Annotated in this window: 17 protein-coding genes and 1 other annotated feature; of the genes, 16 read left to right on the top strand and 1 reads right to left on the bottom strand. The window is 34.9% G+C overall.

The window, feature by feature from the left end; all coding sequences use genetic code 11:
- Positions 1-131: 131 nt before the first annotated feature.
- The 13 genes from PND65_RS08785 (at position 132) to PND65_RS08725 (ending at position 20,157) form a co-directional block, all read left to right on the top strand.
- Entirely contained in the window at positions 132-1,868 is a 1,737-nt protein-coding gene (locus tag PND65_RS08785; RefSeq protein WP_271991563.1) for an ABC transporter ATP-binding protein, read from the top strand.
- A gap of 142 nt (positions 1,869-2,010) precedes the next feature.
- Complete coding sequence (locus tag PND65_RS08780) at positions 2,011-2,631, top strand: ECF transporter S component (protein WP_022355932.1); 621 nt, start codon at positions 2,011-2,013, stop codon at positions 2,629-2,631.
- Positions 2,632-2,710: 79 nt separating this feature from the next.
- A complete protein-coding gene (locus PND65_RS08775; RefSeq protein ID WP_271991565.1) occupies positions 2,711-4,411 on the top strand; it encodes a hypothetical protein in 1,701 nt (566 codons plus the stop codon).
- A 127-nt stretch (positions 4,412-4,538) separates the two neighbouring features.
- On the top strand, positions 4,539-6,242 hold the full coding sequence (gene ptsP / locus PND65_RS08770) for a phosphoenolpyruvate--protein phosphotransferase (RefSeq protein WP_271991567.1): 1,704 nt from the start codon (positions 4,539-4,541) through the stop codon (positions 6,240-6,242).
- A 60-nt stretch (positions 6,243-6,302) separates the two neighbouring features.
- A complete protein-coding gene (locus tag PND65_RS08765; protein WP_195294092.1) occupies positions 6,303-8,036 on the top strand; it encodes an ABC transporter ATP-binding protein in 1,734 nt (577 codons plus the stop codon).
- Positions 8,029-9,813, top strand: a complete 1,785-nt coding sequence (locus PND65_RS08760; RefSeq protein WP_271991570.1) for an ABC transporter ATP-binding protein — start codon at positions 8,029-8,031, stop codon at positions 9,811-9,813. Before PND65_RS08765 ends, PND65_RS08760 begins: the two co-directional genes overlap by 8 nt.
- Before the next feature lie 99 nt (positions 9,814-9,912).
- On the top strand, positions 9,913-10,974 hold the full coding sequence (locus tag PND65_RS08755; protein WP_087319202.1) for a branched-chain amino acid aminotransferase: 1,062 nt from the start codon (positions 9,913-9,915) through the stop codon (positions 10,972-10,974).
- 48 nt (positions 10,975-11,022) lie between these two features.
- Positions 11,023-11,228 (top strand) — a binding site (T-box leader).
- A 33-nt stretch (positions 11,229-11,261) separates the two neighbouring features.
- Positions 11,262-13,880, top strand: coding sequence for a valine--tRNA ligase (locus tag PND65_RS08750; protein ID WP_271991572.1), 2,619 nt, complete (start codon positions 11,262-11,264; stop codon positions 13,878-13,880).
- Between the two features lie 109 nt (positions 13,881-13,989).
- Positions 13,990-14,430 (top strand): MarR family winged helix-turn-helix transcriptional regulator, encoded by a 441-nt coding sequence (locus PND65_RS08745; protein ID WP_051335201.1) that lies wholly within the window; start codon positions 13,990-13,992, stop codon positions 14,428-14,430.
- A complete protein-coding gene (locus tag PND65_RS08740; RefSeq protein ID WP_271991575.1) occupies positions 14,427-16,610 on the top strand; it encodes an ABC transporter ATP-binding protein in 2,184 nt (727 codons plus the stop codon). The genes PND65_RS08745 and PND65_RS08740 overlap by 4 nt, the downstream gene beginning before the upstream one ends.
- A complete protein-coding gene (locus tag PND65_RS08735; protein WP_035402381.1) occupies positions 16,603-18,447 on the top strand; it encodes an ABC transporter ATP-binding protein in 1,845 nt (614 codons plus the stop codon). The genes PND65_RS08740 and PND65_RS08735 overlap by 8 nt, the downstream gene beginning before the upstream one ends.
- A 4-nt stretch (positions 18,448-18,451) precedes the next feature.
- On the top strand, positions 18,452-18,712 hold the full coding sequence (locus PND65_RS08730) for a hypothetical protein (protein WP_022355922.1): 261 nt from the start codon (positions 18,452-18,454) through the stop codon (positions 18,710-18,712).
- Positions 18,713-18,786: 74 nt separating this feature from the next.
- Positions 18,787-20,157 carry a polysaccharide deacetylase family protein gene (locus tag PND65_RS08725; RefSeq protein WP_271991577.1) on the top strand — a complete coding sequence of 457 codons (1,371 nt, stop codon included), beginning with the start codon at positions 18,787-18,789 and terminating at the stop codon, positions 20,155-20,157.
- 654 nt (positions 20,158-20,811) lie between these two features.
- Here PND65_RS08725 and typA read toward each other — a convergent pair.
- Complete coding sequence (gene typA / locus PND65_RS08720; RefSeq protein WP_022355920.1) at positions 20,812-22,647, bottom strand: translational GTPase TypA; 1,836 nt, start codon at positions 22,645-22,647, stop codon at positions 20,812-20,814.
- Between the two features lie 116 nt (positions 22,648-22,763).
- Between typA and PND65_RS08715 the strand changes: the two genes are divergently transcribed.
- From PND65_RS08715 to PND65_RS08705, 3 genes are all read left to right on the top strand, one after another.
- Positions 22,764-23,504: an esterase family protein gene (locus PND65_RS08715; protein ID WP_022355919.1), complete on the top strand. Its 741-nt coding sequence runs from the start codon at positions 22,764-22,766 to the stop codon at positions 23,502-23,504.
- Between the two features lie 116 nt (positions 23,505-23,620).
- Entirely contained in the window at positions 23,621-25,975 is a 2,355-nt protein-coding gene (locus tag PND65_RS08710; protein ID WP_271991579.1) for a glycyl radical protein, read from the top strand.
- Positions 25,962-26,873, top strand: coding sequence for a glycyl-radical enzyme activating protein (locus PND65_RS08705; protein ID WP_271991581.1), 912 nt, complete (start codon positions 25,962-25,964; stop codon positions 26,871-26,873). The genes PND65_RS08710 and PND65_RS08705 overlap by 14 nt, the downstream gene beginning before the upstream one ends.
- Positions 26,874-26,962 lie beyond the last annotated feature (89 nt).

Raw genomic sequence — 26,962 nt, 5'->3', positions numbered from 1 at the left:
CAAAAAGGACTGGAGTTTCCATTTAAGGAATTCCAGTCCTTTTTTAGATCTAACTTTTAACTGTTAGACCCCCTTTTACTTTGGAAAAAACATTTTTTAGATTATAATAGTCTTCGTTTGGAGGATTTGATATGGAGTTGTTTAAGCATTTTTTACAATATTATAAACCTTATAAAACTGTTTTTTTTCTAGACTTGTTATGTGCTTCGATCATTTCGATCGTTGATCTTGCATTTCCTTTGATCTTGAATTTTTGTACAGACAATCTGTTTATGCAGAGTCATTCGAAAATTCTTTCAACTCTTGGTATTTTGGCAATTGCCTTATTGGCGTTATATCTTTTACGCTCTGTTTGTCGTTATTATGTTTCAGCGCAGGGGCATATCATGGGAGCCAACATGGAAAAAGATATGCGAAAAGATTTATTTGATCAATATCAAAGATTATCTTTTTCTTATTATGATCGTCATAATACGGGTGTAATGATGTCAAGGGTCGTATCCGATTTGTTTGATATTAGCGAGTTTGCGCATCATGGCCCTGAAAATCTATTTATCTCTCTTGTAAAGATCTTTGGTTCCTTTATCATTCTTTATATTATCTATTGGCCATTGGCACTTTTATTGTCAATCGTAACATTCATTATGTTAGTCTTCAGTTACCGACAAAATAAAAGCATGCAGAAAGTGTTTATGGATAATCGAAGAAAGATCGGTGATGTGAATGCCCGCTTACAAGATTCATTATCAGGTATTCGTGTTGTTCAATCTTTTACCAATGAAGATCTTGAAAAAGAGAAGTTTGCACAGTCCAATGATGCTTTTTTAGCTTCGAAAAAAAGCAATTATTATGTAATGGGCATCTATCATTCTACAAATAATTTTTTTCAGGGATTGCTATATATAACTGTGATTATTGGCGGCGGATATTTCATTGCGACAAGTGATCTGAGTCCTATTACTTTAGCTACATTTGCTCTTTACATCAATATCTTTATTGCACCGATCGAAGTGTTGATCGAATTCACCGAGATGTTCCAAAAAGGATTGTCTGGCTTTAAACGTTTTGAAGAGGTAATGAAAGAAGTGCCGGATATTCAAGATAAAGAAGGAGCTAAAGATTTACGTGATGTTAAAGGGGATATCTGTTTTGACCATGTAAGCTTTTCTTACAATCAAGATGAAAATGTCTTAAACGATGTAAATCTTACGATACCTGCCGGCAAAAAGGTAGCTCTAGTTGGACCAAGTGGTTCTGGAAAGACCACGCTATGTTCTTTGGTCTCTCGATTTTATGATGTCAAAGGTGGAAAGATTACTTTAGATGGTGTGGATATTCGAGAATATAAAGTTAAATCTTTGCGTCAATGTATTGGACTGGTTCAACAGGATGTTTATCTGTTTACTGGAACTATTGAAGAAAATATTGCCTATGGTAAGTTAAACGCAACACATGAAGAAATTGTCGAAGCTGCCAAAAAAGCAAACATCCATGATTTTATCATGTCCTTGCCAGAAGGGTATGATACTTTTGTAGGGGAAAGAGGAACACGTCTATCGGGTGGACAGAAACAAAGAATTTCAATTGCACGTGTTTTCTTAAAAGATCCAAAGATCTTAATCTTGGATGAGGCTACGAGTGCTTTGGATAACGAAAGTGAACGTATCATTCAAAAAAGCTTGGAAGAATTGTCTAAAAATCGTACTTGTATCACAATTGCTCATCGTCTTTCTACGATTCGAAATTCGAATGAAATTGTAGTATTGGATTCAAATGGTCTTCATGAAAGAGGTACACATGAAGAATTGATGGAATTAAATGGTACATATGCACGATATTACCAATTACAATTTGAAGGTCTGCATTGATATGTAGACCTTTTTGTATTATAATCGTTTCGATGCTTGAGTAGATACAGAACGAGAGTCTGTAATCGAAGTTAGTGAGCATTCATTCTTTGTTTTATACATCGTATTCGTTTAAGAAACGAGAGTAGGAGGAAAATTGAATATGTCTAAAACAACCAATCAGATTCGTAATCTAACGATGATGGCCTTGTTTGTAGCAATTGAGATCATCTTGTTAGTAACGCCTTTTGGGTATCTACGCATCGGTCCCTTAAGTGCGACTTTAATGCATGTTCCTGTTATTGTGTGTGCTTGTGTCATGTCAACAAAATTTGGTGCTTTTTTAGGGCTTGTATTTGGTATTACCAGTGTAATTAACGCAACAATGGCGCCTACGATCACAAGTTTTGCGTTTAGTCCATTTATTGAAATCGGTGGATTTCAAGGTGGTTTTCAAAGCTTGATTGTTGCGATTGTTCCAAGAATTCTATTGGGAGTCATTGCAGGTTATCTATATCGATTTCTGTTAAAGAAAAGTTTTTCCAAAACAAAAAGTGCAGCAATCAGTGCCGGTGTTGCCACATGCTTGCATACGATCATGGTTTTAGGGTTGATTATATTATTTTATGCTGTGCCATATGCTGAAGCAATTGGGGTTGCTAATTCAGCATTGATGGCTTATATGGGTACAGTTTTACTTACAAATATGATTCCGGAAATCGTAGTAGCTGTGCTTATCAATATTGCTTTGGTTAAAGCTCTGGCTCCGGTTTTAAATAAATAGTGAATGGTCAAATGATCTTTCACTTTTTTTATATCATCTTAATCTCTTTTTATGTAGAATAGATACAAGAGGTGGATATATGAAGAAGTTTCATTTTTTTAAAAAGAACAATTATAGTACAAATACACAAGCATTTCATTATGATAAGAAAAATATGATCAAGTGCATTGTATTCTGGGTTTTGCTAGTTGCGATTGCGTGGTATATCATGACCCCGTCTATTGCAATCAATGGCCCTGGTTTAATTTTCTGGTCGATTGCGATCATTGTTTTATTAAAGATGATATCCATAATGTTTTCAAACAAGAACGGATTATATTCTTTGAACGAAATCTTATTTAAAGGATATGCACATACGTCAATTATTTCTAAGGTTTTATTTTATCTTTCAAATCTTTTAGCTGCAGTAACAGTTATTTGGATCTTTGTTTCACCAATTGTATTTAGTCCTGTGTTTAATGCGCAGTCATATGCAAATCGAATCGAGATTGAAAATGTCGATTTTTCAACAGTCAATGAAGTGGATTTCACAAAGACGCCTATTATTGATCGAGAATCGACAATTGTCTTAGGCGACAGGGTCATGGGAGAAATGCCTGAACTTGTTTCACAATTTGAAGTGAGTACTGAATATACACAGATATCTTACAAAGATAGCGTATATCGTGTTACACCTTTAGAATATGCGGATTTTATCAAGTATTTTGGGAATCGAAATGAAGGAATACCTGCATATATCTTGGTCAATTCAGTGACAGGTGAAGCCGAATTGGTGAAATTGAAAGATTTAGGTTTAGACGGAATGAAATACGTTCCGTCAGGTCATTTTAATGAAAACTTGCATAGGCAATTACAGATGCAATATCCTAACTTGATGTTTGGTTCCCCTTCATTCGAAATTGATGATGAAGGACATCCATGGTATGTTTGTACAACGTATTCTTATACAGGATATCAAACACGACAAAAGGTTAGCGGTGTTGTATTGTTTGATCCAATCACAGCAAATTCAATAAAATATGATGATGTTCTAGATGCACCTAAATGGGTGGATCGTATTTATCCCGAAAGTCTGGTTATTGAAGAAGTCGATAATAATGGATCTTTACAGTCCGGATTTATCAATTCGATTTTTGGTCAAAAAAATGTTACAGTTACCAGCGATGGTTATAACTATCTAGAGCAAGATGGCGATATCTATATCTACTCAGGTATTACATCCGCCAATGAAGATGCTTCCAATTTAGGGTTTGTATTAATTAATTTAAGAACGCATGATGCGATGAAAATTTCCAGCGCTGGAGCTAATGAATCCAGCGCGATGAACTCTGCAGAAGGGGAAGTACGTAATTATGGCTATACTTCAACATTCCCGCTACTAGTTAATGTAAATGGGGATCCTGTATATATGATGGCTTTAAAGGATGATAATGGATTGATCAAGATGTATGCCATGGTGGATGCAACGGACTACCAAAAAGTTGCCACGATCGAATCAGATGAAGGCTTTGAAACATTGAAGAAGAAATTTGTTTCTACTTCTGGAGGTTCAAGTTCTGCACAAGATCTAAAAGAAAAGGATATCACCATAGCCAGTGTACAGATATTGGATGTGGATGGAACAAGCAAATGTTTTATTACGGATACAGAAAACAAGAAGTATAAATGTACATTAACTTCTAAAAATGAAGATGTTCTGGCTTTTTTGAAGGCTGGAGATACAATTTCTATAACATATGAAGAATTAGAAGATGTAAGTGTTATCAATACAGTTAAGTAGTGTAATTAATTGCGGTCTGATCTCTGTTTTAAGCTTCCGTTTTTGTTGATATCGATATCAAAAAGTGTTAAAATTCTAATGATTGAAAGCGTATAAATTACGCATATAGTTTTAGGAGGAATATATCATGTTAAAAGGTATTGCGGCAAGTGCTGGTGTTTCAGTAGCAAAAGTTTATAAACTGGAAACTCCAACTGTTGTCATTGAAAAAAAACCAGGTGTACCTGCTGAAGAAATTGAAAAATTTGATGCAGCATTAGCTAAAACAGTTAAAGACATCGAAGGTGTTAAAGAAAGAGCAGCAAAACGTTTAAAAGAAGAAGAACTTGCAGTTTTTGATGCCCATTTAATGATGGCAAATGACCCTGAACTTGCAAGCCAGATCAAAGCAATGATCGAAGCAGAATCTTGCAACGCTGAATATGCAACTGATACTGTAGCAAATTCTATGGTTGCAATGTTCGAAAGTATGGATAATGACTATTTCCGTGAAAGAGCTGCCGATGTTAAGGACGTTACTTTCCGTTTAAAATGTAATCTATTAGGATTAACAATTCCTGATTTAACCGCAATTGATGAAGATTCTATCATCGTTGCTCACGACCTTACTCCAAGTGATACAGCACAGTTAAATGAATATGTAAAAGGTTTTGCAACTGAAATTGGTGGAAAAACAAGTCACTCAGCTATTATGGCCAACAGTCTTGAAATTCCAGCTGTTGTAGGATGCCCAGGTGTTGTTGATGCATGTAAGACAGGAGATGTAATGGCTCTTGATGCATTATCTGGTGAAGTGGTTGTAAACCCAGATGAAGATACAGTAAAAGCTTATCAGGCAAAAGCTGAAGCTTACGCAAAAGAAAAAGAAGAACTAAAAGTATTAGTTAATGAAAAATCTGTTACAAAAGATGGTCATGAAGTTGAATTAGCTGGAAATATCGGTGGATTTAAAGATGTTGAAGGTGTATTGAAGAACGGCGGAGAAGGTGTTGGATTATTCCGTACTGAATTCTTATACATGGATTCTGATCACTTCCCAACAGAAGATGAACAGTTTGAAGCTTACAAACAAGTTCTTGAAGGAATGAAAGGTAAGAAAGTTGTTGTAAGAACATTGGATATCGGTGGAGACAAACATCTTGATTACTATGAATTCCCTAAAGAAATGAATCCATTCTTAGGTTATCGTGCTATCCGTCTATGCCTTAAAGAAACAGATATTTTCCGTACACAGTTACGTGCATTGTGCCGTGCATCTGTTTATGGTAAACTTTGCATCATGTTCCCAATGATCGCAACTGTTAAAGAATTCTGTGATGCAAAAGCTATCTATGAAGATGTTAAAGCTGAATTAATCGCAGAAGGTGTAGCTGTAGCCGATAATATCGAAGTAGGTATGATGGTTGAAATTCCTGCAGCTGCTGTACTAGCTGATCAGTTTGCTAAATACGCAGACTTCTTCTCAATTGGAACAAACGACTTGATCCAGTATTCTATGGCTGCTGACAGAATGAGTGAGCATGTATCTTACTTGTATCAGCCATACAATCCAAGTGTATTACGCTTGATTGCCAACACGATCAAAGGAGCTCATTCTCAAGGTAAATGGGCTGGTATGTGTGGAGCTATGGCCGGAGAACCAAATGCTGTACCAATTCTATTAGGTCTTGGTCTTGATGAATTCTCTATGAGCGCTACACAGATTTTGAAAGCACGTAAGGTTGTTAAATCATTAAGTTATGCTGAAATGCAGGAACTTGCTCAAGAATGTTTAAATAAAGAAACAATGGAAGAAGTTCTTGAATACGTTACTTCAAAAGTTGGTGAATAAAGGTTAATAAGCTGGGTCCTATATAGGACCCTCCTTTTTTTTGAATGTTAAGGAGTTTTTATGAAGTTGATATTAAAATACCTAAAAAAGTATAAGTTACTTTTCTTGATCGATGCCATTTCTGTATTTGGATTTGCATTGGTGGAACTTGGTATTCCTACATTAATTTCAAGAATGATCGATCAAGGTGTAAACACAAAAGATACCTCTTTTTTATGGTCAAATTGGGCGTTAATGTCAATTATTTCCATTGTTGGTGTTTGTGGAACCGTCATATTAGGATATTGTTCGACAAGAATATCAACCAATGTTACAAGAGATATACGCAATGATGTTTTTGAACACGCAATGACGTTTTCCAGTGCGGAAATGGATAAATTCGGTGTATCAAGCATGATTACACGTACAAACAATGATGCTTATCAGATCATGTTGTTTTTAAATGTTATTTTAAGAATGGCGTTGATGACTCCGGTTATGATGATCGTATCCATCATGTTGATCGTTCGTATATCGCTACCACTGTCATATATCGTTTTATTAACGATTCCTTTTATTTTGATTGGTGTATTTGCTGTAGCTAAAGTAAGTGAACCTATCAGTGAAAATCAACAGAATTCTATTGATCGTATCAATAAGATCTTGCGTGAACATATTACAGGTATTCGTGTCATTCGCTCTTTTAATAAAGAAAAAAATGAAGAAGAACGTTTTGCCAAGGAGAATCGTTACTATCAAAGAGAGAGTTCTAAATTGTTTAAGTTAATGTCTTGTACAGAACCTACTTTCTTTTTATTGATGAATATTGCTGTGATGACAGTATATTTTGTTTCTTGTTCTATGTTAAGTGCACAGACCATTTCAATTGGTGATTTGATTGCGTTTGTGGAATATATCTTTCATGTCATGATGAGTGTATTGTTATTCTGTATGGTTTTTATGATGTATCCACGTGCAAATGTGTCAGCTAAACGAATTCAAGCTGTTTTAGATACTAACTCTTCAATTATAGAAAAAGAAAATGCCTGTGTATGTGATTTAATTGAATCTTTAACTTTTGATCATGTTAGTTTTTCTTATCCAGATGGAGAAGAGGCGGTTTTAAGTGACATTTCTTTTACTTGCAAAAAGGGAGAGAAAATTGCTGTCATAGGAAGCACAGGATCAGGAAAATCTTCTTTAGTAAAATTGATGACACGATTATATGATGCTACAAAAGGGCAGGTGTTGATCAATGGAAAAGATATCAAAGAATATCAATTAAATTCTCTACGCAATCAGATTGGCTATGTTGCTCAAAAGGCACATTTATTTAAAGGTAGTATTAAAGAAAACATCTCGTTTGGAAAACCTGATGCAACAATGGATGAAATCGAAGAGGCTGCAAAAATTGCGCAGGCAAAAGAGTTTATTGAAGTTCGTGATCATCAATACGAAGATGAAATCAGCGAAGATGGAACCAATGTGTCTGGAGGGCAAAAACAACGTTTATCGATTGCACGAGCCATTATCATGGATCCATCTTTATATATCTATGATGACTCCTTTAGTGCTCTAGATTTTAAAACAGATGCAACATTGCGTGAGGCTTTAAAACCTAAAGTGAAAGATGCAATCTTTTTTGTCGTTGCCCAGCGTATTTCCACAATCATGGATGCAGATATGATCCTTGTGTTAAATGAAGGCAAGTTAGTTGGAAAAGGCACGCATAAAGAACTGATGAATACTTGTAAGATTTATCAAGAGATTGCCCTTTCCCAGCTTTCAAGAAAGGAGTTGATGTTAGATGAATAAGAAAATGACATTTACATCGTGCATCAAACATCTTTGGCCTTTCTTAAGACCATATCGATTTAAATTGTTTGTTGGAATTTTTATGATCATTGTGGCTCAAATCACTTTTGCGATCAATCCTAGTGTGGAAGGTATGATTACAACACAACTGTCAAAGGATGTAATGGATATCGCAAACAACATTCCTGGTGCCCATATACAAATGGATATTATCATACAGATCGCAATTCTATTAGGCATTATTTATATCATAAAAACAGTTTCACAATATTTGATGGCTTTCTATTTAACAGATGCGATTCAGTTTACGATGTATGATATCCGAAATGCAGTCGAAGATAAGATGCAGCATCTTCCGGTTTCATATTTTGATAAAGAAAAAACCGGTGAATTGTTAAGTCGTATTACCAATGATGTCGATACATTGTCCAACGCGTTACAACAAACTTTATCACGAGTTATTTCTGCTGTTTGTACATTTGTGTTTGTCTTGTTTATGATGTTTCGTATCCATGCGATCATGGCATTGATCATAGTATGTATTTTACCGATCATCTATTTCTTATCACGTTTTATCGTTAAAAAATCACAACCATTATTTGATGAACAACAAGCTAAGTTAGCTGATTTAAATGGTACCGTTAATGAATTATATGATGGGTATCAGGAAATCATGATGTATAATCAACAACGGTCTTCTCTGGATAAATTTAAAGAAGTCAACGAAGGTATGCGAGTAGCTGGTTTTAAAGCGCAGTTTGTATCCAGCTTGATTTCTCCTTTATCCTCTTTAATCACATATTTGACAATTGGAGTGGTTGCCTTATATGGATGTTTCTTGGTACTTTCTTCAACAATATCCCTAGGACAATTACAAGCGTTTATTCGATATATCTGGCAAATCAACGATCCGATTTCGCAGGTATCACAGTTATCAGCGCAGGTTCAATCTTCTTTTTCTGCAATGTCAAGGTTGTTTAGCTTCTTGAATATAGAAAGCTTAAAAGATGTAGAAACAAAACGACCAATCAAAGAGGTCGAAACAATTGATTTTGAACATGTGCAGTTTGGATATGGTGATAAATTGTTGATGAAAGATGTAAATATCCATGTAAACAAGGGAGAAACGATTGCAATCGTAGGACCTACAGGCGCAGGAAAAACAACACTTACGAATTTGCTGTTACGTTTTTATGATGTAAAAGGTGGATCTATTAAGATCAATGGTATTGATATTCGAGAATTATCTTATAAAGACCTGCGATCGTTGTTTAGTTTAGTATTGCAGGATACTTGGTTATTTGAAGATACAATCGAAAAAAATATATCCTATGGTAAATCGGATGCTCAAAAATATGAAGTTATTGAGGCGGCTAAATCTGCAAATGTGCATCATACGATTCGAACTTTATCTCATGGTTATGATACGATCGTCAATGAAGAAGGAAGCAATGTATCACAAGGAGAAAAACAGTTATTAACAATTGCCAGAGCTATCTTAAAAGACCCTCAAGTGTTGATCTTAGATGAAGCAACAAGTTCAGTAGATACGCGACTGGAAAGAAGATTGCAGTCGGCTATGGATAAAGTAATGAAAGATCGTACTTCATTTGTAATTGCACATCGCTTATCCACAATCGTAAATGCAGATAGGATCCTTGTCATGGAACATGGAAATATCGTCGAACAGGGAACGCATCAGGAATTGTTGGAATTGAATGGAGTCTATGCTCGTCTTTATAATGCACAATTTTTATCTAAATCATCCAATATGTAAATTATGAAAATTTATGAAAGTGAATGAAAGAAATATCTTGAAGCGTATTTAAAATAGTGATAAACTCACTACATAAGTATATCTAAGGGAGGCTTTGATATGGAAATTAAGTTTGAACAAGCAAAATCATTAAAAGAAAAACCTACAGGTTCTCTTGGTTTTGGTAAGTATTATACAGACTATATGTTTGTCTGTGATTGGGATCAGGGAATTGGTTGGCATGATGCGCGAATCGTTCCTTATGCGCCATTACAGTTTGATCCGGCATCAATGGTATTGCATTATGCACAGGAAACATTTGAAGGATTAAAAGCATATCGTGCAAAAGATGGTCGTATATTGTTATTCCGTCCTGAAATGAATGCAAGACGTTTTGCCAATAGCAATATTCGTATGAGCATGCCTACACTTGATGAAGACTTATTTATTGAGTTTGTAGAAGCAATCGTTAAAAAAGAACAGGATTGGATCCCAACAAATGAAGGAGAATCTTTATATATTCGCCCATTTATGTTTGCTACTGAGCCAGCTGTGGGGGTGCATCCATCTAATTCATATAAGTTTATGATCATCTTATCACCGGTTGGTGCCTATTATGAAGAAGGTGTTAATCCGGTAAAGATTTATGTTGAAGATGAATTTGTTCGTGCAACTCTTGGAGGAACCGGATTTGCCAAATGTGGAGGAAACTATGCAGGAAGCCTTGCAGCGCAAGTCAAGGCTGAAAAATTGGGCTATTCACAAGTTTTATGGCTGGATGGAGTTCATCGAAAATACGTAGAAGAAGTAGGCTCAATGAATGTAATGTTTAAGATCGAAGGTAAGATCGTAACAGCTCCATGTGAAGGTACTGTACTTCCTGGAGTTACAAGAGATTCAATCATTACTCTATTAAAAAGCTGGGGTTATGAAATCGTTGAACGTCATTTATCCATTGATGAGTTGATGGAAGCTGGTCATTCTGGAAAACTAGAAGAAGCCTGGGGAACTGGAACGGCAGCGGTTATCAGTCCAATTGGTGAATTATATTACAAGGGCGATGTCGTAACGGTTCATGATTTTATGACTGGAGAATTGACGCAAAAACTATATGATACATTAACTGGAATTCAATGGGGAAATATCGAAGACAGCTTTGGCTGGACACGCTCTATTGAATAATTGTTTAATTTTACTTGAAAAATATTTTTGACATGGTAAACTAACAACATAAATGCAATGAATAGAAGGAGTAATCATGATTTAAGGCAGAGAGATCTTCTGGCAGGTGAAAAGAAGAGCTTAGACATGATGAAGGTAGTCTAGGAGCAGACAATCTGAAATACAGTAAGATTGTACGTACACACAACGTTATGTGAAATAAGGCATACTTTGTATGTGAATTTAGGTGGTACCACGTTTAGCACGTCCTATATAGGATGTGCTTTTTTTTAAGAAGGGAGATATTTATGGCAAAAACAATGGATACGAAGTATGATCATTTAGCTGTAGAAAAAGATATTTACTCTAAATGGGTAGAAAAAGGTTATTTTACAGCTGGTGATCTGACAAAGAAACCATACTGTATCGTTATTCCTCCACCAAATGTAACAGGGAAACTGCATTTAGGGCATGCGTGGGATACGACGCTACAGGATATTCTTTGTCGTTATAAACGATTAAAAGGATACGATGTTTTATGGGTATCTGGAATGGATCATGCAGGGATCGCAACACAGGCAAAAGTAGATGAACGTTTAAAAAATGAAGGTATTTCTCGTTATGATATTGGTCGTGAAAAATTTCTTGACCGTGCATGGGAATGGAAAGAGGAATATGCTTCTACGATCCGCAGTCAATGGGCTAAATTAGGTTTATCTTTGGATTATACTAGAGAACGTTTTACTTTGGATGAAGGCTTATCCAAAGCTGTGCGTAAAGTGTTTGTGGATCTTTATAACGATGGTCTTATCTACCAGGGGGAAAGAATCATCAACTGGGATCCAGAAGCTAAGACTGCTTTATCTAACATTGAAGTAGAACATAAAGAAATTTTAGGTCATATGTATTACTTCAAATATAAAGTAGTTGAAAATGGACAGGAACTAGTAATTGCGACAACACGTCCAGAAACAATGTTTGCCGATCAGGCTATCTTTGTTCACCCAGAAGATGAAAGATATAAAGAAATTGTAGGTATGCATGCGATCAATCCGGCAAATGGTGAAGAATTACCGATCATGGCTGATGATTATATCGACATGGATTTTGGTACAGCTGTAATGAAATGTACACCGGCACATGATCCAAATGACTTTGCATTGGCAAAAAAATACGGATTAAAGATGCCAATCTGTATGAATCCGGATGGTACGATGAATGAAATGTGCCATAAGTATGCAGGTATGGATCGTTTTGAGTGTCGTGAAGCTCTTGTAGAGGACTTTAAAAAGGCCGGTGTTGTGGACCATATTGAAGAACATATGCATCAAGTTGGACATTCAGAAAGAACGGGTGTTATCGTTGAACCATATTTGTCAAAACAATGGTTTGTTAAGATGAAACCGTTAGCTGAAGAGGTTTTAAGAAATCAAAAGATTGAAGACCAGAAGATCCATTTTGTACCATCCCGTTTTGAAAAAACATTTGAACAATGGTTGGAAAATATTGAAGACTGGTGTATTTCAAGACAGTTATGGTGGGGACATAGAATTCCTGCATGGACTAATAAAGAAACTGGTGAAATGTACATTGGAATGGAAGATCCAAAAGATAAAGAGAACTGGATCCAGGATGAGGATGTATTGGATACTTGGTTCTCCAGTGCTCTATGGCCATTTTCAACTTTAGATTGGCCAGAATCAACAGATGATCTTGCACGATATTTCCCAAATGATGTACTTGTTACCGGATATGACATTATTTTCTTCTGGGTTGCCAGAATGGCTTTCCAAACACGTTATTGCATGAAAAATCGTCCATTTAAAGATGTTTTGATTCATGGATTGGTTCGTGATAGCCAGGGCAGAAAAATGTCTAAATCTTTAGGAAATGGTATCGATCCAATGGATGTTATAGAAGATCATGGTGCAGATGCACTTAGATTCTTTTTAACAACAAATTCAACTCCAGGCTTGGATCTTCGTTTTGATGAAAAGAAGATGGAATCAAGTTGGAACTTTATCAATAAGATTTGGAATGCAGCTCGTTATGTACAGATGCAGATTGGTGATACAAAACCAACTTTAGACGTAGATTGTTTAAGCAGTGTTGATAAATGGATCTTATCTAGAATGAATGAAGTATTGGATCATGTCAGTATGAATATGGAAAAATACGAATTTGCGATGGTTGGAAACGAATTATATTCATTCATTTGGAATGATTTCTGTTCATGGTATATCGAATTAAGCAAGGCAACGTTATACAGCGAAGATCAGGCAGTTGTACAAAATACAAAAGCTGTACTATATACTGTTTTAGAGGCAATCTTAAAGATGCTTTCTCCATTTATGCCATTTGTGACAGAAGAAATCTATTTAGATTTACCGCATGATAAAGAAAGCATGAATTTAGAAACATGGCCAGAAAAAGTAAACTTTACGTATACAAATGAAGAAAAGGATGAAATGGCTTTGACGATCTCTGCGATTCAGGCTGTACGTGAAACCAAGACAGAATATGGTATGAAACCAAGCGAAGATCTTGAAATTTCATTACATGATGAACAGGGAAATTTTGTAGAATTGTCTAAAGATTCCAAGGCTATTCTAGATAAGATGTGTCATGCACATGTTGTAGAGAATCTGAACAGTGATGATGTATTATCAAGAACGATTGAAAAAGCGGTCATGACGATCAAGATGGATGATTTAGTAGATCTTGAAGCCGAAAAAGAAAAACTGACAAAAGAAATTGAACATCTTGAAAAAGAAATCAAACGTGCTAGTGGAATGCTGTCAAATCCAAACTTTGTATCCAAAGCACCGGAAGCTAAGGTCAAACAAGAAAAAGAAAAACTTGCTTCTTATCAAGAAAAGCTTGAAATGACAAAAACACAGCTTAATGAGATCTTAAAGAAAATATAATGATTGAACCGAGAGTCATCTCGGTTTTTATATTGACATATACTTAAGTTATATTTATAATTTAGACACTAAATAGTTAAGTCGCTTAATTAAAAAAGGTGGTGAGAAAATGTCAAAAGAATCGACGATCAACGTCATCAATAAAAGTATGTATACTTTGATGGAATTTACACGTAAATCAAGAGGTCCAATCACAGGGTATCGAATGCGAGATTTATATATTCTCGGTTTCATCTTCTTTGATTCAAAAGATCATCGGGCAACGATGTCGGAACTTGCAGCGCATATGAATATTACTCCAGCTGCTGCCAGCCAGATCATCTCAGGTTATGAAAAGAATGGCTGGGTCATTCGAACACGTAGTGAAAAAGATCGTAGAACAGTTTATGTCGAAATTTCAGATAAGATCAAAGAACATCTTAAGAGCAAATGGCGGGATAACCAGCAATTCTTATCGGATTTTTTAGATGAATTATCACCGGAAGATCTAGATAGCTTAGAAAGAATTTTAAATAAAGTATTAGATTATTTTGAGGAGTATTACAAATGACAAAATTAGCGCGTTATTTAAAACCATTCGTAGTACCAATACTCGTTGTGATTGGTCTATTGTTTATGCAGGCCTATTGTGAATTAACGTTGCCGGATTACATGCAGAATATTGTTAATATTGGTATTCAAAACAATGGTATTGAACATGGTGTTTATGAGCAGGTACGTGAATCTACGCTAGAGCCATTCTTGATGGTTGCAACAGATGATCAAAAAGAATTGATTGAAAATTCATATACACTTGTTACACCAGATGAAGCAAGTGAACTACAGCTTGAAGAGATTCCAGTCTTAAAAGATGAAAATGTATATGTCTTAAATGATATTTCTGATGAATCTTTTACAGAACTGGAAAATTCTTTTGCTGAGATGGATATGACATTTGCCGAAATATCCAGCGATGCAAAAGAGAAGAATGTAGAGATTCCCGTTCTTCTGATGCAAAATGGCATCAAGACTTATCGAGAACAGGCAAAAAAGCAGATTGAAGCTTTAGGTTCTTCGACAGTTTCAAGTTTGACTTGCCAAATGGTTAAGAGTGAATATGAGGCGATGGGACTTGATATGGCAGCAATCCAGCAAAACTATATCATTCACTCTGGTCTTGTTATGCTTGGATATGCTTTAGGAAGTGCAGGCTGTGCTATTCTTGTGGGTTTTTTTGCTTCTAAGATTGCAGCCGGATTATCGAAAAATCTTAGAGAAGCTGTCTTTAAAAAAGTTACATATTTTTCCAATGAGAACTTTAATAAATTTAATACTTCAACTCTGATCACACGTACAACAAATGATATTCAACAAGTCCAGATGGCCTTGGTGATGATGTTACGAATTGTTGTATATGCACCTATCATGGGAATTGGTGCTTTGTTGCATGTTATGAGCAGTGAAGCCAATATGACATGGATCATTGCCCTTTGTGTAGTGTTGATCTTATCTGTGGTCATGGTTGTTTTTATCGTTGTTATGCCTAAGTTTAAGATCATGCAGAAATTAACCGATAAATTAAATTCTGTGGTTCGTGAGCTTTTAGATGGAATGCTCGTTATTCGTGCTTTCAACAATGAAAAAGTAGAAGAAGAAAAATTTGATAAAGCCAATATGGATATCACAAAAGTTGGTTTATTTACATCTAGAGCCATGGCTATTATGATGCCAGTCATGATGTTTTTGATGAATGGTACCACTTTGTTGATCTTATGGTTTGGATCTAAGCAGGTAGATGCCGGAATGATACAGGTCGGAAGCATAATGGCATTTATGCAATATGCAATGCAGGTCATCATGGCTTTCTTGATGATCACGGTTGTATCAATTATGATTCCAAGAGCCAATGTATCGGCTTTACGTATCAACGAAATCTTAACAACAAATCTATCGATTACAGATGATGAACATGTACAGTCTTTTGATGGAAATGAACATGGAACCATACGTTTTGAAAATGTTTCGTTTCGATATCCTGGAGCTGATGAAGATATATTGACAGATATTTCTTTTGAGGCAAAACCAGGTGAGGTAACAGCCTTTATAGGAAGTACTGGTTCAGGTAAGAGTACATTGATCAATCTTGTCCCTCGTTTTTATGATGTTAGCGAAGGATCCATTTCTATTGATGGAAAAGATATCCGAAACGTGGAACAAAAAGAGCTTCGCAATAAAATTGGATATGTTCCACAAAAAGGTATCTTGTTAGCTGGAACGATTCGTTCCAATCTCTTATATGCAAATCCAAACGCAAGTGATGAAGATATTGATGAAGCTTTACGAATATCTCAATCAAAAGAATTTGTCGATACAAAACCTTTAGGAGTTGATGAACCAATTTCTCAAGGTGGAACCAACGTATCAGGTGGACAGAAACAAAGACTTTCTATCGCACGTGCTATTATCAAAAAGCCGGAAATTTATATTTTTGATGATTCTTTCAGTGCATTGGATTTTAAGACAGATGCAGCTTTAAGAGAAGAATTGATGAAATCATGTAAGAAAACTGGAAGTACTGTTTTATTGGTTGCTCAACGTATTTCGTCTATATTACATGCTGATCAAATCATCGTTTTGGATGAAGGAAGAATGGTAGGTAAGGGAACACATCAAGAGTTGATCAAATCTTGTCGTATCTATCAGGAAATTGCTTCATCTCAATTATCGAAGGAGGAATTGGCCAATGTCTAATGAAACAAGAAAACCAAGACAACATATGGGTAATCGAGGACGAAGCGTTGAAAAAGCAAAAGATTTTAAAGGAACAATGAAGAAGTTGATCAAATATCTTGCTCCTTATAAGTTTACATTTATCTTTGGTCTAATAGCTGCTGTTTTCTCTGTAGCAATCAGTGTAATTGGACCTAAAATCGTTGGTAATATCATTACTGAAGTTGCGGAAGGATTTATGGCCAAGGTCATGCAGACAGGTGGTATTGACTTTGAAAAAATTTTCCAGACAGTTATGATTTTGTTGGCAGTCTATGCTTTAAGTATGGCTTTCGAATATATACAAGGTTTCTTAATGTCTGGTGTTTCCAATAAAATGGGGTATCAGTTCCGCAAAGAAATGAATATAAAGATCGATAATTTACCACTATCTTATTTTGATCGTAATTCTCATGGCGATATTATTTCAAGATTTACCAATGATGTTGATACATTGGTTCAATCTTTAAATCAGTCATTGTCTACTCTTGTCAGCAATGTTGTAAAAGTAATTGGATTTTTGGTAATGATGTTGATGATCTCATGGAAAATGACTTTATTAGCGTTAATTGTTATACCTTTATCAATTGTTACAGTAGCTTTTGTGGTAAAACGAAGTCAAAACTATTTTAAACAACAGCAAGATTCACTTGGTGTTGTAAATGGTCACATTGAAGAGATGTATTCGGCTCATGTGGTTGTGAAGGCTTTTAATGGAGAAGAAAAGAGCATAGACGATTTTAATCGTTACAATCAGGATCTTTATAACAGTGCCTGGAAATCACAATTTCTGTCGGGATTGATGATGCCTCTTACAACTTTCATTGGAAATCTCGGGTATGTAGGTGTATGTATCTTGGGTGGAGCTCTAGCAATCAGTGGAGAAATTGCTGTTGGTGATATTCAATCTTTTATCACATATACTCGAAACTTCACACAACCAATCAACCAGATTTCTCAATCAATGAATATGTTACAAAGTACGGCTGCAGCTGCAGAACGAGTTTTCGAATTTTTAAATGAACCAGAAGAAATTAAAGATATCAAAGAAACGATTCCAGTTCGCTATGGCCTACAATCGTTGATCAAAGGTCAGGTAACTTTTGAAAATGTGAATTTTGGATATACTACAGAGAAAACGATTATTCATAATTTCTCTATGTATATTAAGCCGGGTCAAACCGTTGCTATTGTAGGTCCAACTGGAGCTGGTAAAACAACCATAGTAAAATTACTGATGCGATTTTATGAATTAAACAGTGGTAGAATTTATATTGATGGGCACGATATTACAACTTTTAGTCGAAGTGATTTACGTTCGATGGTAGGAATGGTGTTGCAGGATGCTTGGTTGTTTGAGGGAACAATCATGGATAATCTTCGCTTTGGTAAATTGGATGCCAGTGATGAAGATGTAGTCAAAGCTGCTAAAGCTGCTCATGTTGATCATTTTATACGTACGCTTGATCATGGTTATCAGACAGAATTGAATGATGAAAGTTCTAATATATCACAAGGGCAAAGACAATTATTAACAATTGCACGTGCTTTCTTGGCGGATCCTAAGATTTTGATTTTGGATGAAGCCACAAGTTCTGTCGATACAAGAACAGAAGTTTTAATTCAAAAGGGAATGGATGAGTTAATGGAAGGTCGTACTAGTTTTGTGATTGCGCATCGTTTATCGACGATACGAAATGCTGATGCGATCATAGTTATGAATCATGGTGATATTATTGAAGTAGGAAATCATGATGAATTAATGGCACGTAATGGCTTCTATACAAAACTATACAACTCACAATTTGAGGAGGATTAAAAAATTGAAGAAATACCGAATAAACCTTAATGATCTTTCAAAGGTATCTGATCCTATTTTAGAAGTCTATCATTGTTTGGATTTTGATGATGCAAACATGAGTATTGAAGATTTGTATGAGAGATTAATACAAATAAATGATACAATTGTAATTGAGCTTTGCCAAAAAAGTTTAATTAACGATGAATTGTATCAAATTATCAATTGTTTTGAAAATGTTCAACAAAAAAATGATAAAGTTTATTTAATTCATGAAGTTGATTGAAAAAATATGACCATCAAGTGAAATTTGATGGTCTCTTTCTTTATTTGATTATATACTTTTTCTAAGGAAGATTTATGAAAAAGTTACTCTATTTATCCGTTGCTGCTCTTATTTACATTTTATTTGGTATTTTTTATTACTGGAATCCTATTCTTTTGGATCAACAAGATCCCATAATAGAAATTGGTACTCAATTTGATCCGTATGAAAATGTATTGAATATTGTTTATGGAGATATCAAAGATTTAAAAATCAAAGGTAAGGTTGATACGAATACTCCCGGCGTATATTCTTTAACTTATCAATATAAAGATAGAAAGAAAACGATTAAAGTTAAAGTGACAGATTCAAAAGCACCAATCTTAGAAGTTAAAAGCATTAAAACGGATTTGCAAGAACATATCACTCCGGAATTGTTTGTAAAAAACATCAAGGATTCGTCTAAAGTTACTTTATCTTTTGAAAATGTTCCAGAATTAAAGAAGAAGGGAAAACAAAAATTAAATATACTAGCTAAAGATATTTATGGAAATAGTACAACAAAAAAAGTAATCTTGGAACGTTTAGAAGATAAAACTCCGCCAGAAATCAAAAATAAAAAAGCCATTCAAGTTTTACAAGGTTCGATGGAAGATTTTGCATCTAAAATTAGAGTAAAGGATGACTTAGATCCTAATCCACAACTTGAACTCGACACAAGGCAAGTTGATACCTTTTCGCCTGGAATTTACTCTATTCATGTAAAAGCTACAGATCGATCAAATAATATAGTTGACCAAGATGTTAAGGTTGAAGTAAAAGAGAATCCAGAATATAACAAAAAAATTGTCTATTTGACATTTGATGATGGCCCTAGCGAAAATACAATTAAAGTATTGGACATCCTAAAAGAATATGATGTAAAAGCTACTTTCTTTGTAACTGGACATGCTCCATCATATAATGATTTCATAAAAGAAGCCTTTGAACAAGGACATTCGATTGGTTTACATACGTATTCACATGATTATAAAAACATATATTCATCGACAAATGCGTATTTTAATGATTTGGATCAAATTAATTCCATGGTTGAATCTATTACTGGACAAAAATCGGATATTATTCGCTTTCCAGGAGGATCTTCAAATAGCATTAGTGCAAAGTATTCGCCAGGTATCATGAGCGAGTTAGTAAAAATGGTAAATGAAAGGGGCTATCAGTATTTTGATTGGAATGTTAGTTCAAGTGATGCTGCAGGAATTGACATTTCAAAAGAGCAGATCATTCAGTCAAGTTGTACTGATAAGTTTGATCAAATTAATCTTTTGTTTCATGATTCAGCAACGAAAAATTCTACTGTTGAGGCTTTACCTGATATTATTAAATTTTACAAAGACAGAGGGTATAAGTTCTACCCTTTAACAAAAAAATCGTATGTAGTGCATCATCAAACGACAAATTAAAAAAGACTATTATTATATTGTATTGCATCGGTGCAGTTGTACTAACATAAATAAATCGATTCATTTTTATTATTTAAGGGATTGTTGCCTATACATCAAAAGACTCAATCTCTTTTTTATACGTTTAACCTTTAAATTGTTGATATATTATATCATCTACATAAAGGATATCATATTGGACTCTACCTTTATGCAATTAAATATGAATCTAACTCTTCTAAAAATTTTAGATCAATTCTGTGCTTAACAGAAAAATTGTGTTTTTTAGATGATTTTGATTTTATCAAGAGCAACGTAAAGAGAATATACGGAAGTAGACAGTTAGTAAATCCCTTTTTAATCGTAAAGAGGCTGCAAAAATAGTTTGTTATTTTTTTACTCTAGATGTGGAAGAAGGATCTTTTTATGCTTGCGATTACCTAATATGAGTTATATCAATAAATTGAAGATTAAATGTTTTTATATCGATTATTGATCGAAACTAATAATATATCTTTTGAATTATTAATACATCCATAATCACATTGAGACTCTTCATCGGTGTATTTTCTATACAATTTCCTTTGAAATAAAATGATTATTTAATTTTATATTCTAACGAGTACTGCATAAAAAAACTCATCAGTTGTGATACAACTGTTGAGTTCCTTATTACTAGTCTTTATTTTGTGCCATTTTTTCACGATATAGATTTCTACGATCTTGTGCCGTTAATCCTTTTTTACGAATACGAATTGCATCAGGAGTTACTTCTACAAGTTCATCATCATTGATCCACTCTAATGCTTCCTCTAGGGAGAAGATACGTGGTGGTGTTAATAACATAGCTTCATCACGTCCACTGGAACGAATTGCTGTTAGTTTTTTATTCTTAAGTGGATTGACGTCCATATCAATATTCTTAGCACTTTCTCCAATGATCATTCCTTCATAAACTTCTGTTTGTGGAGAAATAAATAACTGTCCACGTTCTTGTAGATTCCATAAAGCATATGTCATAGCTTGACCTGTTTCTGTAGAAATCATTGCACCTTGCATACGTTGCGTGATTTCACCTTTATATGGTTCATAGCCTGAAATACGACGAACTAGAGTTCCTTCACCGTGTGTATCGTTAATAAATTCACTTCTAAAGCCCAATAATCCACGGGTTGGTGCAAGATATGTAATCTTAACATAACCATTTTCTTCCTCCATATCCTGCATGACACCTTTTCGCAAATTCAGTTTATTGATGATAGTACCTTGATATTCGCTTGGGGCAAGACATACAACTTCTTCAATTGGTTCAACTTTTGTTCCGTTTTCATCACGGTGCAAGATAACTTCTGGTTTGCTGACAGCTAATTCATATCCTTCACGACGCATATTTTCAATTAAAATAGAAATGTGTAATTCACCACGCCCACTGACTTTGAAGCAGTCGGCGCTGTCTGTTGGTTCTACACGTAATCCTACATTTACTTCCAATTCTTTTTCAAGTCTTTCTTTTAAATTTCGACTCGTAACGAATTTTCCGCTCTGTCCGGCAAAAGGAGATGAATTGACATGGAAATTCATTGATAGAGTTGGTTCTTCAATTTCGATTTGTTCCATAGGTTCAATGTGTTCTGGATCACAGATCGTATCACCAATGCTGATATCCGGCATTCCTGCAATCACAACAATGTCTCCAGAATGAGCTTCTTTTACATCGGTTCTAGATAAACCTTTATATACAAAAATTTTTGAAATTGTTTCCTTTTTTTCCAAACCGTCTTGATTACAACGAATATATTGTGTTCCTGGTTTCAAAACACCTTTGTAGATTCTTCCAATACCTAAACGTCCAATGTATTCATCATAGGCTAGGGCAGATACTTGCATTTGAACAGGGTCGTCATCCAAATCAGGATATACATCACAGTGTTTTAAGATTGTCTTAAATAATGGTTCAATAGAATCACTTGGGGTATTTAAATCGTATTGTACGATACCTTCACGGGCAATTCCGTACAGAATTGGGAAATCCAACTGTTCATCATTTGCGTTTAGTTCAAGGAAAAGCTCATATACTTCATCCACAACTTCTTCCGCTCTTTGATCTTTTTTATCAATCTTATTAATTAGAAGAATCGGTTTTAATCCAATTTCCAGAGCTTTTGAAAGAACAAAACGTGTTTGCGGCATTGGTCCTTCACTTGCATCAACCAATAATATAACTGTATCCACTGTACGAATGATACGTTCAACTTCACTTGAAAAGTCGGCATGGCCTGGTGTGTCAACAATATTGATCTTGACTCCATCGTGAATGACAGAGCAGTTCTTTGAATAAATGGTAATTCCACGTTCTCTTTCTAAATCGTTGGAATCCATGATACAGTCTACGACTTCTTCATTATCTCTAAAAACATCACTTTGTCTTAAAAATGCGTCAACCAATGTACTTTTTCCAGCATCGACATGGGCGATGACTGCAATGTTTAAGATTTTTTCTTTGTTTGACATTTTATTCACTCTCTTTCCTGTTAAAAAACACAACAATTATAAGGCAATGCATAAAAAAACTCAATGAATTGTGCTATAATTCCTGTATTAATATTATAAGGAAAGGTCGATATTTTATGCAAATTCGTTATTTTAGAGAATATTCACAGAACTTAGATCGATTTATGGAATTTAAAATGTATGGACATGCCGGAAAGATGTGTTTTGTCTTTCCTTGTCAGGATGGTCGCTTTTTCGAGTGGGAAGATCGTCACATGTTTGAACAGGTAGAGGATTTGATCGATCAAGGACGTATTCAGTTTTGTACAGTTGATTCAATAGATAAAGAAACATGGTCTGCCTTTGGGAATACAGCTCATAGAATGAGACTGCAGGAGCAATGGGTACACTATGTTATGGATGAATTAGTGCCTAGTGCTTTATATAAAGCAGGTCTTCCAGCTGACTCAAAATGTATGACAATGGGTGCAAGCATGGGCGGAACACATGCAGCCAATTTATTTTTCCGCTTTCCAGATCGCTTTGATAAGGTTTTAGGGATTTCAGGTGTTTATAATATGGAAGAATACTATGGTGGATATCACGATGAAAATACGTATTTAAATAACCCATGTGCGTATCTTTCGATGATGGATCCAAACCATCCATATATTCAAAAGTATAATAATTCTCAAATTATCTTTGTTGTTGGACAGGGAAGCTGGGAAGATGTTTGTAAGGCAACTTTAGGGGAATTAGCTTCTATTATGTATGAAAAAGGAATTAACGCATGGGTGGATTTCTGGGGACATGATGTATATCATGACTGGCCTTGGTGGGAACTCATGATCAAATATTTCCTTCCTCAAATGGTTTAAAATATATTGACCTGTAGTTTGATAGGCTACAGGTTTTTTTAATAAACAATAAAAAATAATAAAAAACAATTGAAACTAATAAGAAATTAGGTATAATGAGTGTAGGAGATGATTGTATGGCTAAATTGAAGAATAATGAAAGAATCGAAATCTTAAAAAAGAGAATGTTAGAAGCGCCTCGCTATGCTTCCATTGAGCAGGCAAGAATTATTACTCGTGTATATAAGGAAAATGAAGAATTAAGTACACCTAAAAAGCGTGCTTTATCTTTAGCTGCTGCATTAAGAGAATTAGAAATTGGTGTTGAACCTGAAGAACTGATCGTAGGAAATCGTACAAAAGGGGTACGTTATGGAGTTGTATTCCCAGAAAGCGGTTGTTCATGGATTGATCGTGAATTTGAAACCCTACCTACACGTGATCAAGATAAGTTCTTAGTGCGTGATGAAGATATCAAAGAATTTAGAGAAACCATCTATCCATACTGGAAAGGGCGTTCTATGGAAGATGTAATTCGTCATAACTATGGAGAAAAGATCGATGAAATTGCTAAAGTGGTAAAGATCAATCAAAAAGATCATGCCCAGGGTCATATTTGTCCGGATACGGAAATGTGGTTGCGTTTAGGCGTCAATGGATTAATTGACAAGATTCATCAGAAACAAGAATACTGCAAGCCTGAACAGGAAGAATTTTATGAATGCACATTAATTGTTTTAGATGGTGTAAAAGATTTCATGAAAAGATATCATGATCATATTTATGCGATGCTTGATGATGTAGATGATCAATATCGTGAGTCTTTACAAAATGTTGCAGATATTTGTTTAGCCTTAACGCAAAGAGCACCGGAAACATTCCATGAAGCTTTACAATCATTATGGTTCTTATTTGTTGTGTTACATATGGAATCCAATGCATCGAGCTTCTCCCCAGGAAGAATGGATCAATATTTGTACCCATATTATCGTTCAGATATTGCTTCTGGCTATATGACTCGTCAAGAAGCTTTAGAGTTAATGGAATGTCTTTGGTTAAAATTTAATCAGATCGTATACTTGCGCAATAAAAATAGTGCCAAATATTTTGCGGGATTCCCAATTGGTTTTAACGTAGCTATTGGAGGTCTTGATCAAGATGGAAATGATACTTACAACGATTTATCTTTATTGTGTTTAGATGCGCAATATGATTTAGGTTTGCCTCAGCCTAACTTGTCTGTACGTTTGAATAAAAACTCTTCTCATGAATTGATGCAGAAGGCCATTAAAGTTGTTGCCAAGGGAAGCGGTATGCCACAATTTTTTAATGATGAAGCCATCGTTCATGCGATGCATGAAGATCTGGGAATTGATTATAAAGATGCGTTGAATTATGCAATCGTAGGTTGTGTAGAATTAACGACTCATGGAAACAATTTAGGCTGGTCCGATGCCGCTATGTTCAATTTTAATAAAGTTTTAGAGCTTACTTTAAATAATGGAGTTTGTTTGTTAACGAATAAGAAGATTGGATTGAATCTGGGAAATCTTGAAACATATGAAACTTTTGAAGATTTAGAAGCGGCTTTTAAAAAACAGATTGATTATTTTATCGAAGAGATGATGAAAGCTGAGGTTGTAGTCGAAAAAGCACATCAAGATTGTCTTCCTACAGCATTCTTATCCTGTGTTATTGATGATTGCATCGATAATGGATTGGATGTAACACGTGGTGGTGCCAAGTATAATCTTTCAGGAATTCAAATGATTCAGGTTGCGAATTTAGCAGATTCTCTAGCTGCATTAAAGAAACTTGTTTATGATGAAAATAGAATTTCAAAACATGAATTGTTAAGTGCTTTACAGGCGGATTTTAAGGGCCATGAAATAACGCAAACGATGTTATTGAATAAAGTTGAAAAATACGGAAACGATGTTGCCTGGGTTGATGAACTTGGTGCAAAATGGGCCATGTATTTTAGAAATCGTATGAAAGATTATACAAATTATCGTGGCGGAAAGTATCATACTGGTATGTATACAGTGAGTGCACATGTTCCAATGGGAGAAAATGTAGGCGCTAGTCCAGATGGACGAAATGCAATGACGCCTTTAGCAGATGGTGGTTTATCAGCTGTTTATGGTAGAGACATGTCTGGTCCTACCGCGGTATTAAAGTCTGTTTCTCGCATCAGTAACAGCTGTACAACCAATGGTGGATTGTTGAATATGAAATTCTTACCAGAATTCTTTAGCACACAATCTGGTCTAGATAAATTTGAAGATTTCCTAAGAGCTTTTGTCGATTTAAAAGTTTGTCATATTCAGTTTAATGTTGTAAGAAAAGAAGATCTTTTAGATGCTAAAGTGCATCCTGAAAATCATCGTTCTTTAACGATTCGTGTGGCCGGCTATACAGCTTATTTTGTCGAACTGGCTGGTAAATTGCAGGACGAGATCATAGAGAGAACTACATATGACCACATCTAAAGCGTATGTGTTTGATATAAAACGATTTGCGGTTCATGATGGATACGGCATTCGAACAACGATTTTCTTTAAAGGTTGTCCATTACGTTGTAAGTGGTGTCAAAATCCAGAAGGTTTAGAAACAAAGCCTAGAGTTTTATGGTTTGAGAAAAACTGCATCCATTGTCGTCTATGTGAAAAGGCAAGTATGCCAAATCAAATGCATTATGATGAGCGACCATATTTTAATAAAGAATATTCAGGTGATTTTGATAATTTGGTTCATATTTGTCCATCTTCAGCTATACGTTATGATTCAACTTTATATACTGCAGAAGAATTAATATCCAAAATTGAAGAGGATAGAGTTTTCTTTAAACGAAATGGTGGGGTAACCTTTAGCGGAGGAGAGCCTTTTCTTCAAAAAGATTTTCTAGTTGATATCTTAAAGGAATGTAAGAAACGTGGCATTCATACTGCAATTGAGTCTAGTTTTTATGCTAATCTTGAGCTTGTTAAGCAGGTTGTTCCATATCTTGATTTAATCTTTGCCGATTTAAAAGTGTTTGATGAAACGGATCATAAAGCGATGACTGGAGTTTCTAATCAAAAGATCCTGCAAAACATTGAATATTTATTAACGAGTGAGCATAAAGATAAAGTAATCATTCGTACACCTCTTATTCCTGGCTATAATGCGACTGAGAGAAACTTAAGTCAAATTTCAAGTTTTATATCCAACTTATATCCGGAAGTAAAATATGAATTGTTGAATTACAATCCTTTGGCTTCCAGCAAGTATGATCTTGTAGATATGGAATATGAGCCTGGAAAGCTAAAGCCTTTTGCTCCAGATGAATTAGAAACATTTAAAAATATCGTCAAGGAAGCAGGAATCAAAAAAATTATTGAGGTTTAATTATCTGATAGAGAAATTCTCTATCAGTTTTTTTATAAAAAAAGAATTCGCAATTTACGAATTCTTCTTATTCATTCTAATTCTATGCA

It is taken from the genome of Faecalitalea cylindroides (assembly GCF_028321995.1).
GTDB lineage: Bacteria > Bacillota_I > Bacilli_A > Erysipelotrichales > Erysipelotrichaceae > Faecalitalea > Faecalitalea cylindroides.
The sequence above is the reverse complement of the archived record's forward strand: the minus strand, read 5'-3'. Positions and strand labels throughout refer to the sequence as shown.

Coding starts and splice junctions, on each gene's coding strand:
- ptsP (WP_271991567.1), top strand. CDS start 4,539: ATGTTAAAAGGTATTGCGGCAAGTGCTGGTGTTTCAGTAGCAAAAGTT.
- PND65_RS08775 (WP_271991565.1), top strand. CDS start 2,711: ATGAAGAAGTTTCATTTTTTTAAAAAGAACAATTATAGTACAAATACA.
- PND65_RS08755 (WP_087319202.1), top strand. CDS start 9,913: ATGGAAATTAAGTTTGAACAAGCAAAATCATTAAAAGAAAAACCTACA.
- PND65_RS08745 (WP_051335201.1), top strand. CDS start 13,990: ATGTCAAAAGAATCGACGATCAACGTCATCAATAAAAGTATGTATACT.
- PND65_RS08735 (WP_035402381.1), top strand. CDS start 16,603: ATGTCTAATGAAACAAGAAAACCAAGACAACATATGGGTAATCGAGGA.
- PND65_RS08765 (WP_195294092.1), top strand. CDS start 6,303: ATGAAGTTGATATTAAAATACCTAAAAAAGTATAAGTTACTTTTCTTG.
- PND65_RS08715 (WP_022355919.1), top strand. CDS start 22,764: ATGCAAATTCGTTATTTTAGAGAATATTCACAGAACTTAGATCGATTT.
- PND65_RS08780 (WP_022355932.1), top strand. CDS start 2,011: ATGTCTAAAACAACCAATCAGATTCGTAATCTAACGATGATGGCCTTG.
- PND65_RS08725 (WP_271991577.1), top strand. CDS start 18,787: ATGAAAAAGTTACTCTATTTATCCGTTGCTGCTCTTATTTACATTTTA.
- PND65_RS08760 (WP_271991570.1), top strand. CDS start 8,029: ATGAATAAGAAAATGACATTTACATCGTGCATCAAACATCTTTGGCCT.
- PND65_RS08705 (WP_271991581.1), top strand. CDS start 25,962: ATGACCACATCTAAAGCGTATGTGTTTGATATAAAACGATTTGCGGTT.
- PND65_RS08785 (WP_271991563.1), top strand. CDS start 132: ATGGAGTTGTTTAAGCATTTTTTACAATATTATAAACCTTATAAAACT.
- typA (WP_022355920.1), bottom strand. CDS start 22,647: ATGTCAAACAAAGAAAAAATCTTAAACATTGCAGTCATCGCCCATGTC.
- PND65_RS08710 (WP_271991579.1), top strand. CDS start 23,621: ATGGCTAAATTGAAGAATAATGAAAGAATCGAAATCTTAAAAAAGAGA.
- PND65_RS08740 (WP_271991575.1), top strand. CDS start 14,427: ATGACAAAATTAGCGCGTTATTTAAAACCATTCGTAGTACCAATACTC.
- PND65_RS08750 (WP_271991572.1), top strand. CDS start 11,262: ATGGCAAAAACAATGGATACGAAGTATGATCATTTAGCTGTAGAAAAA.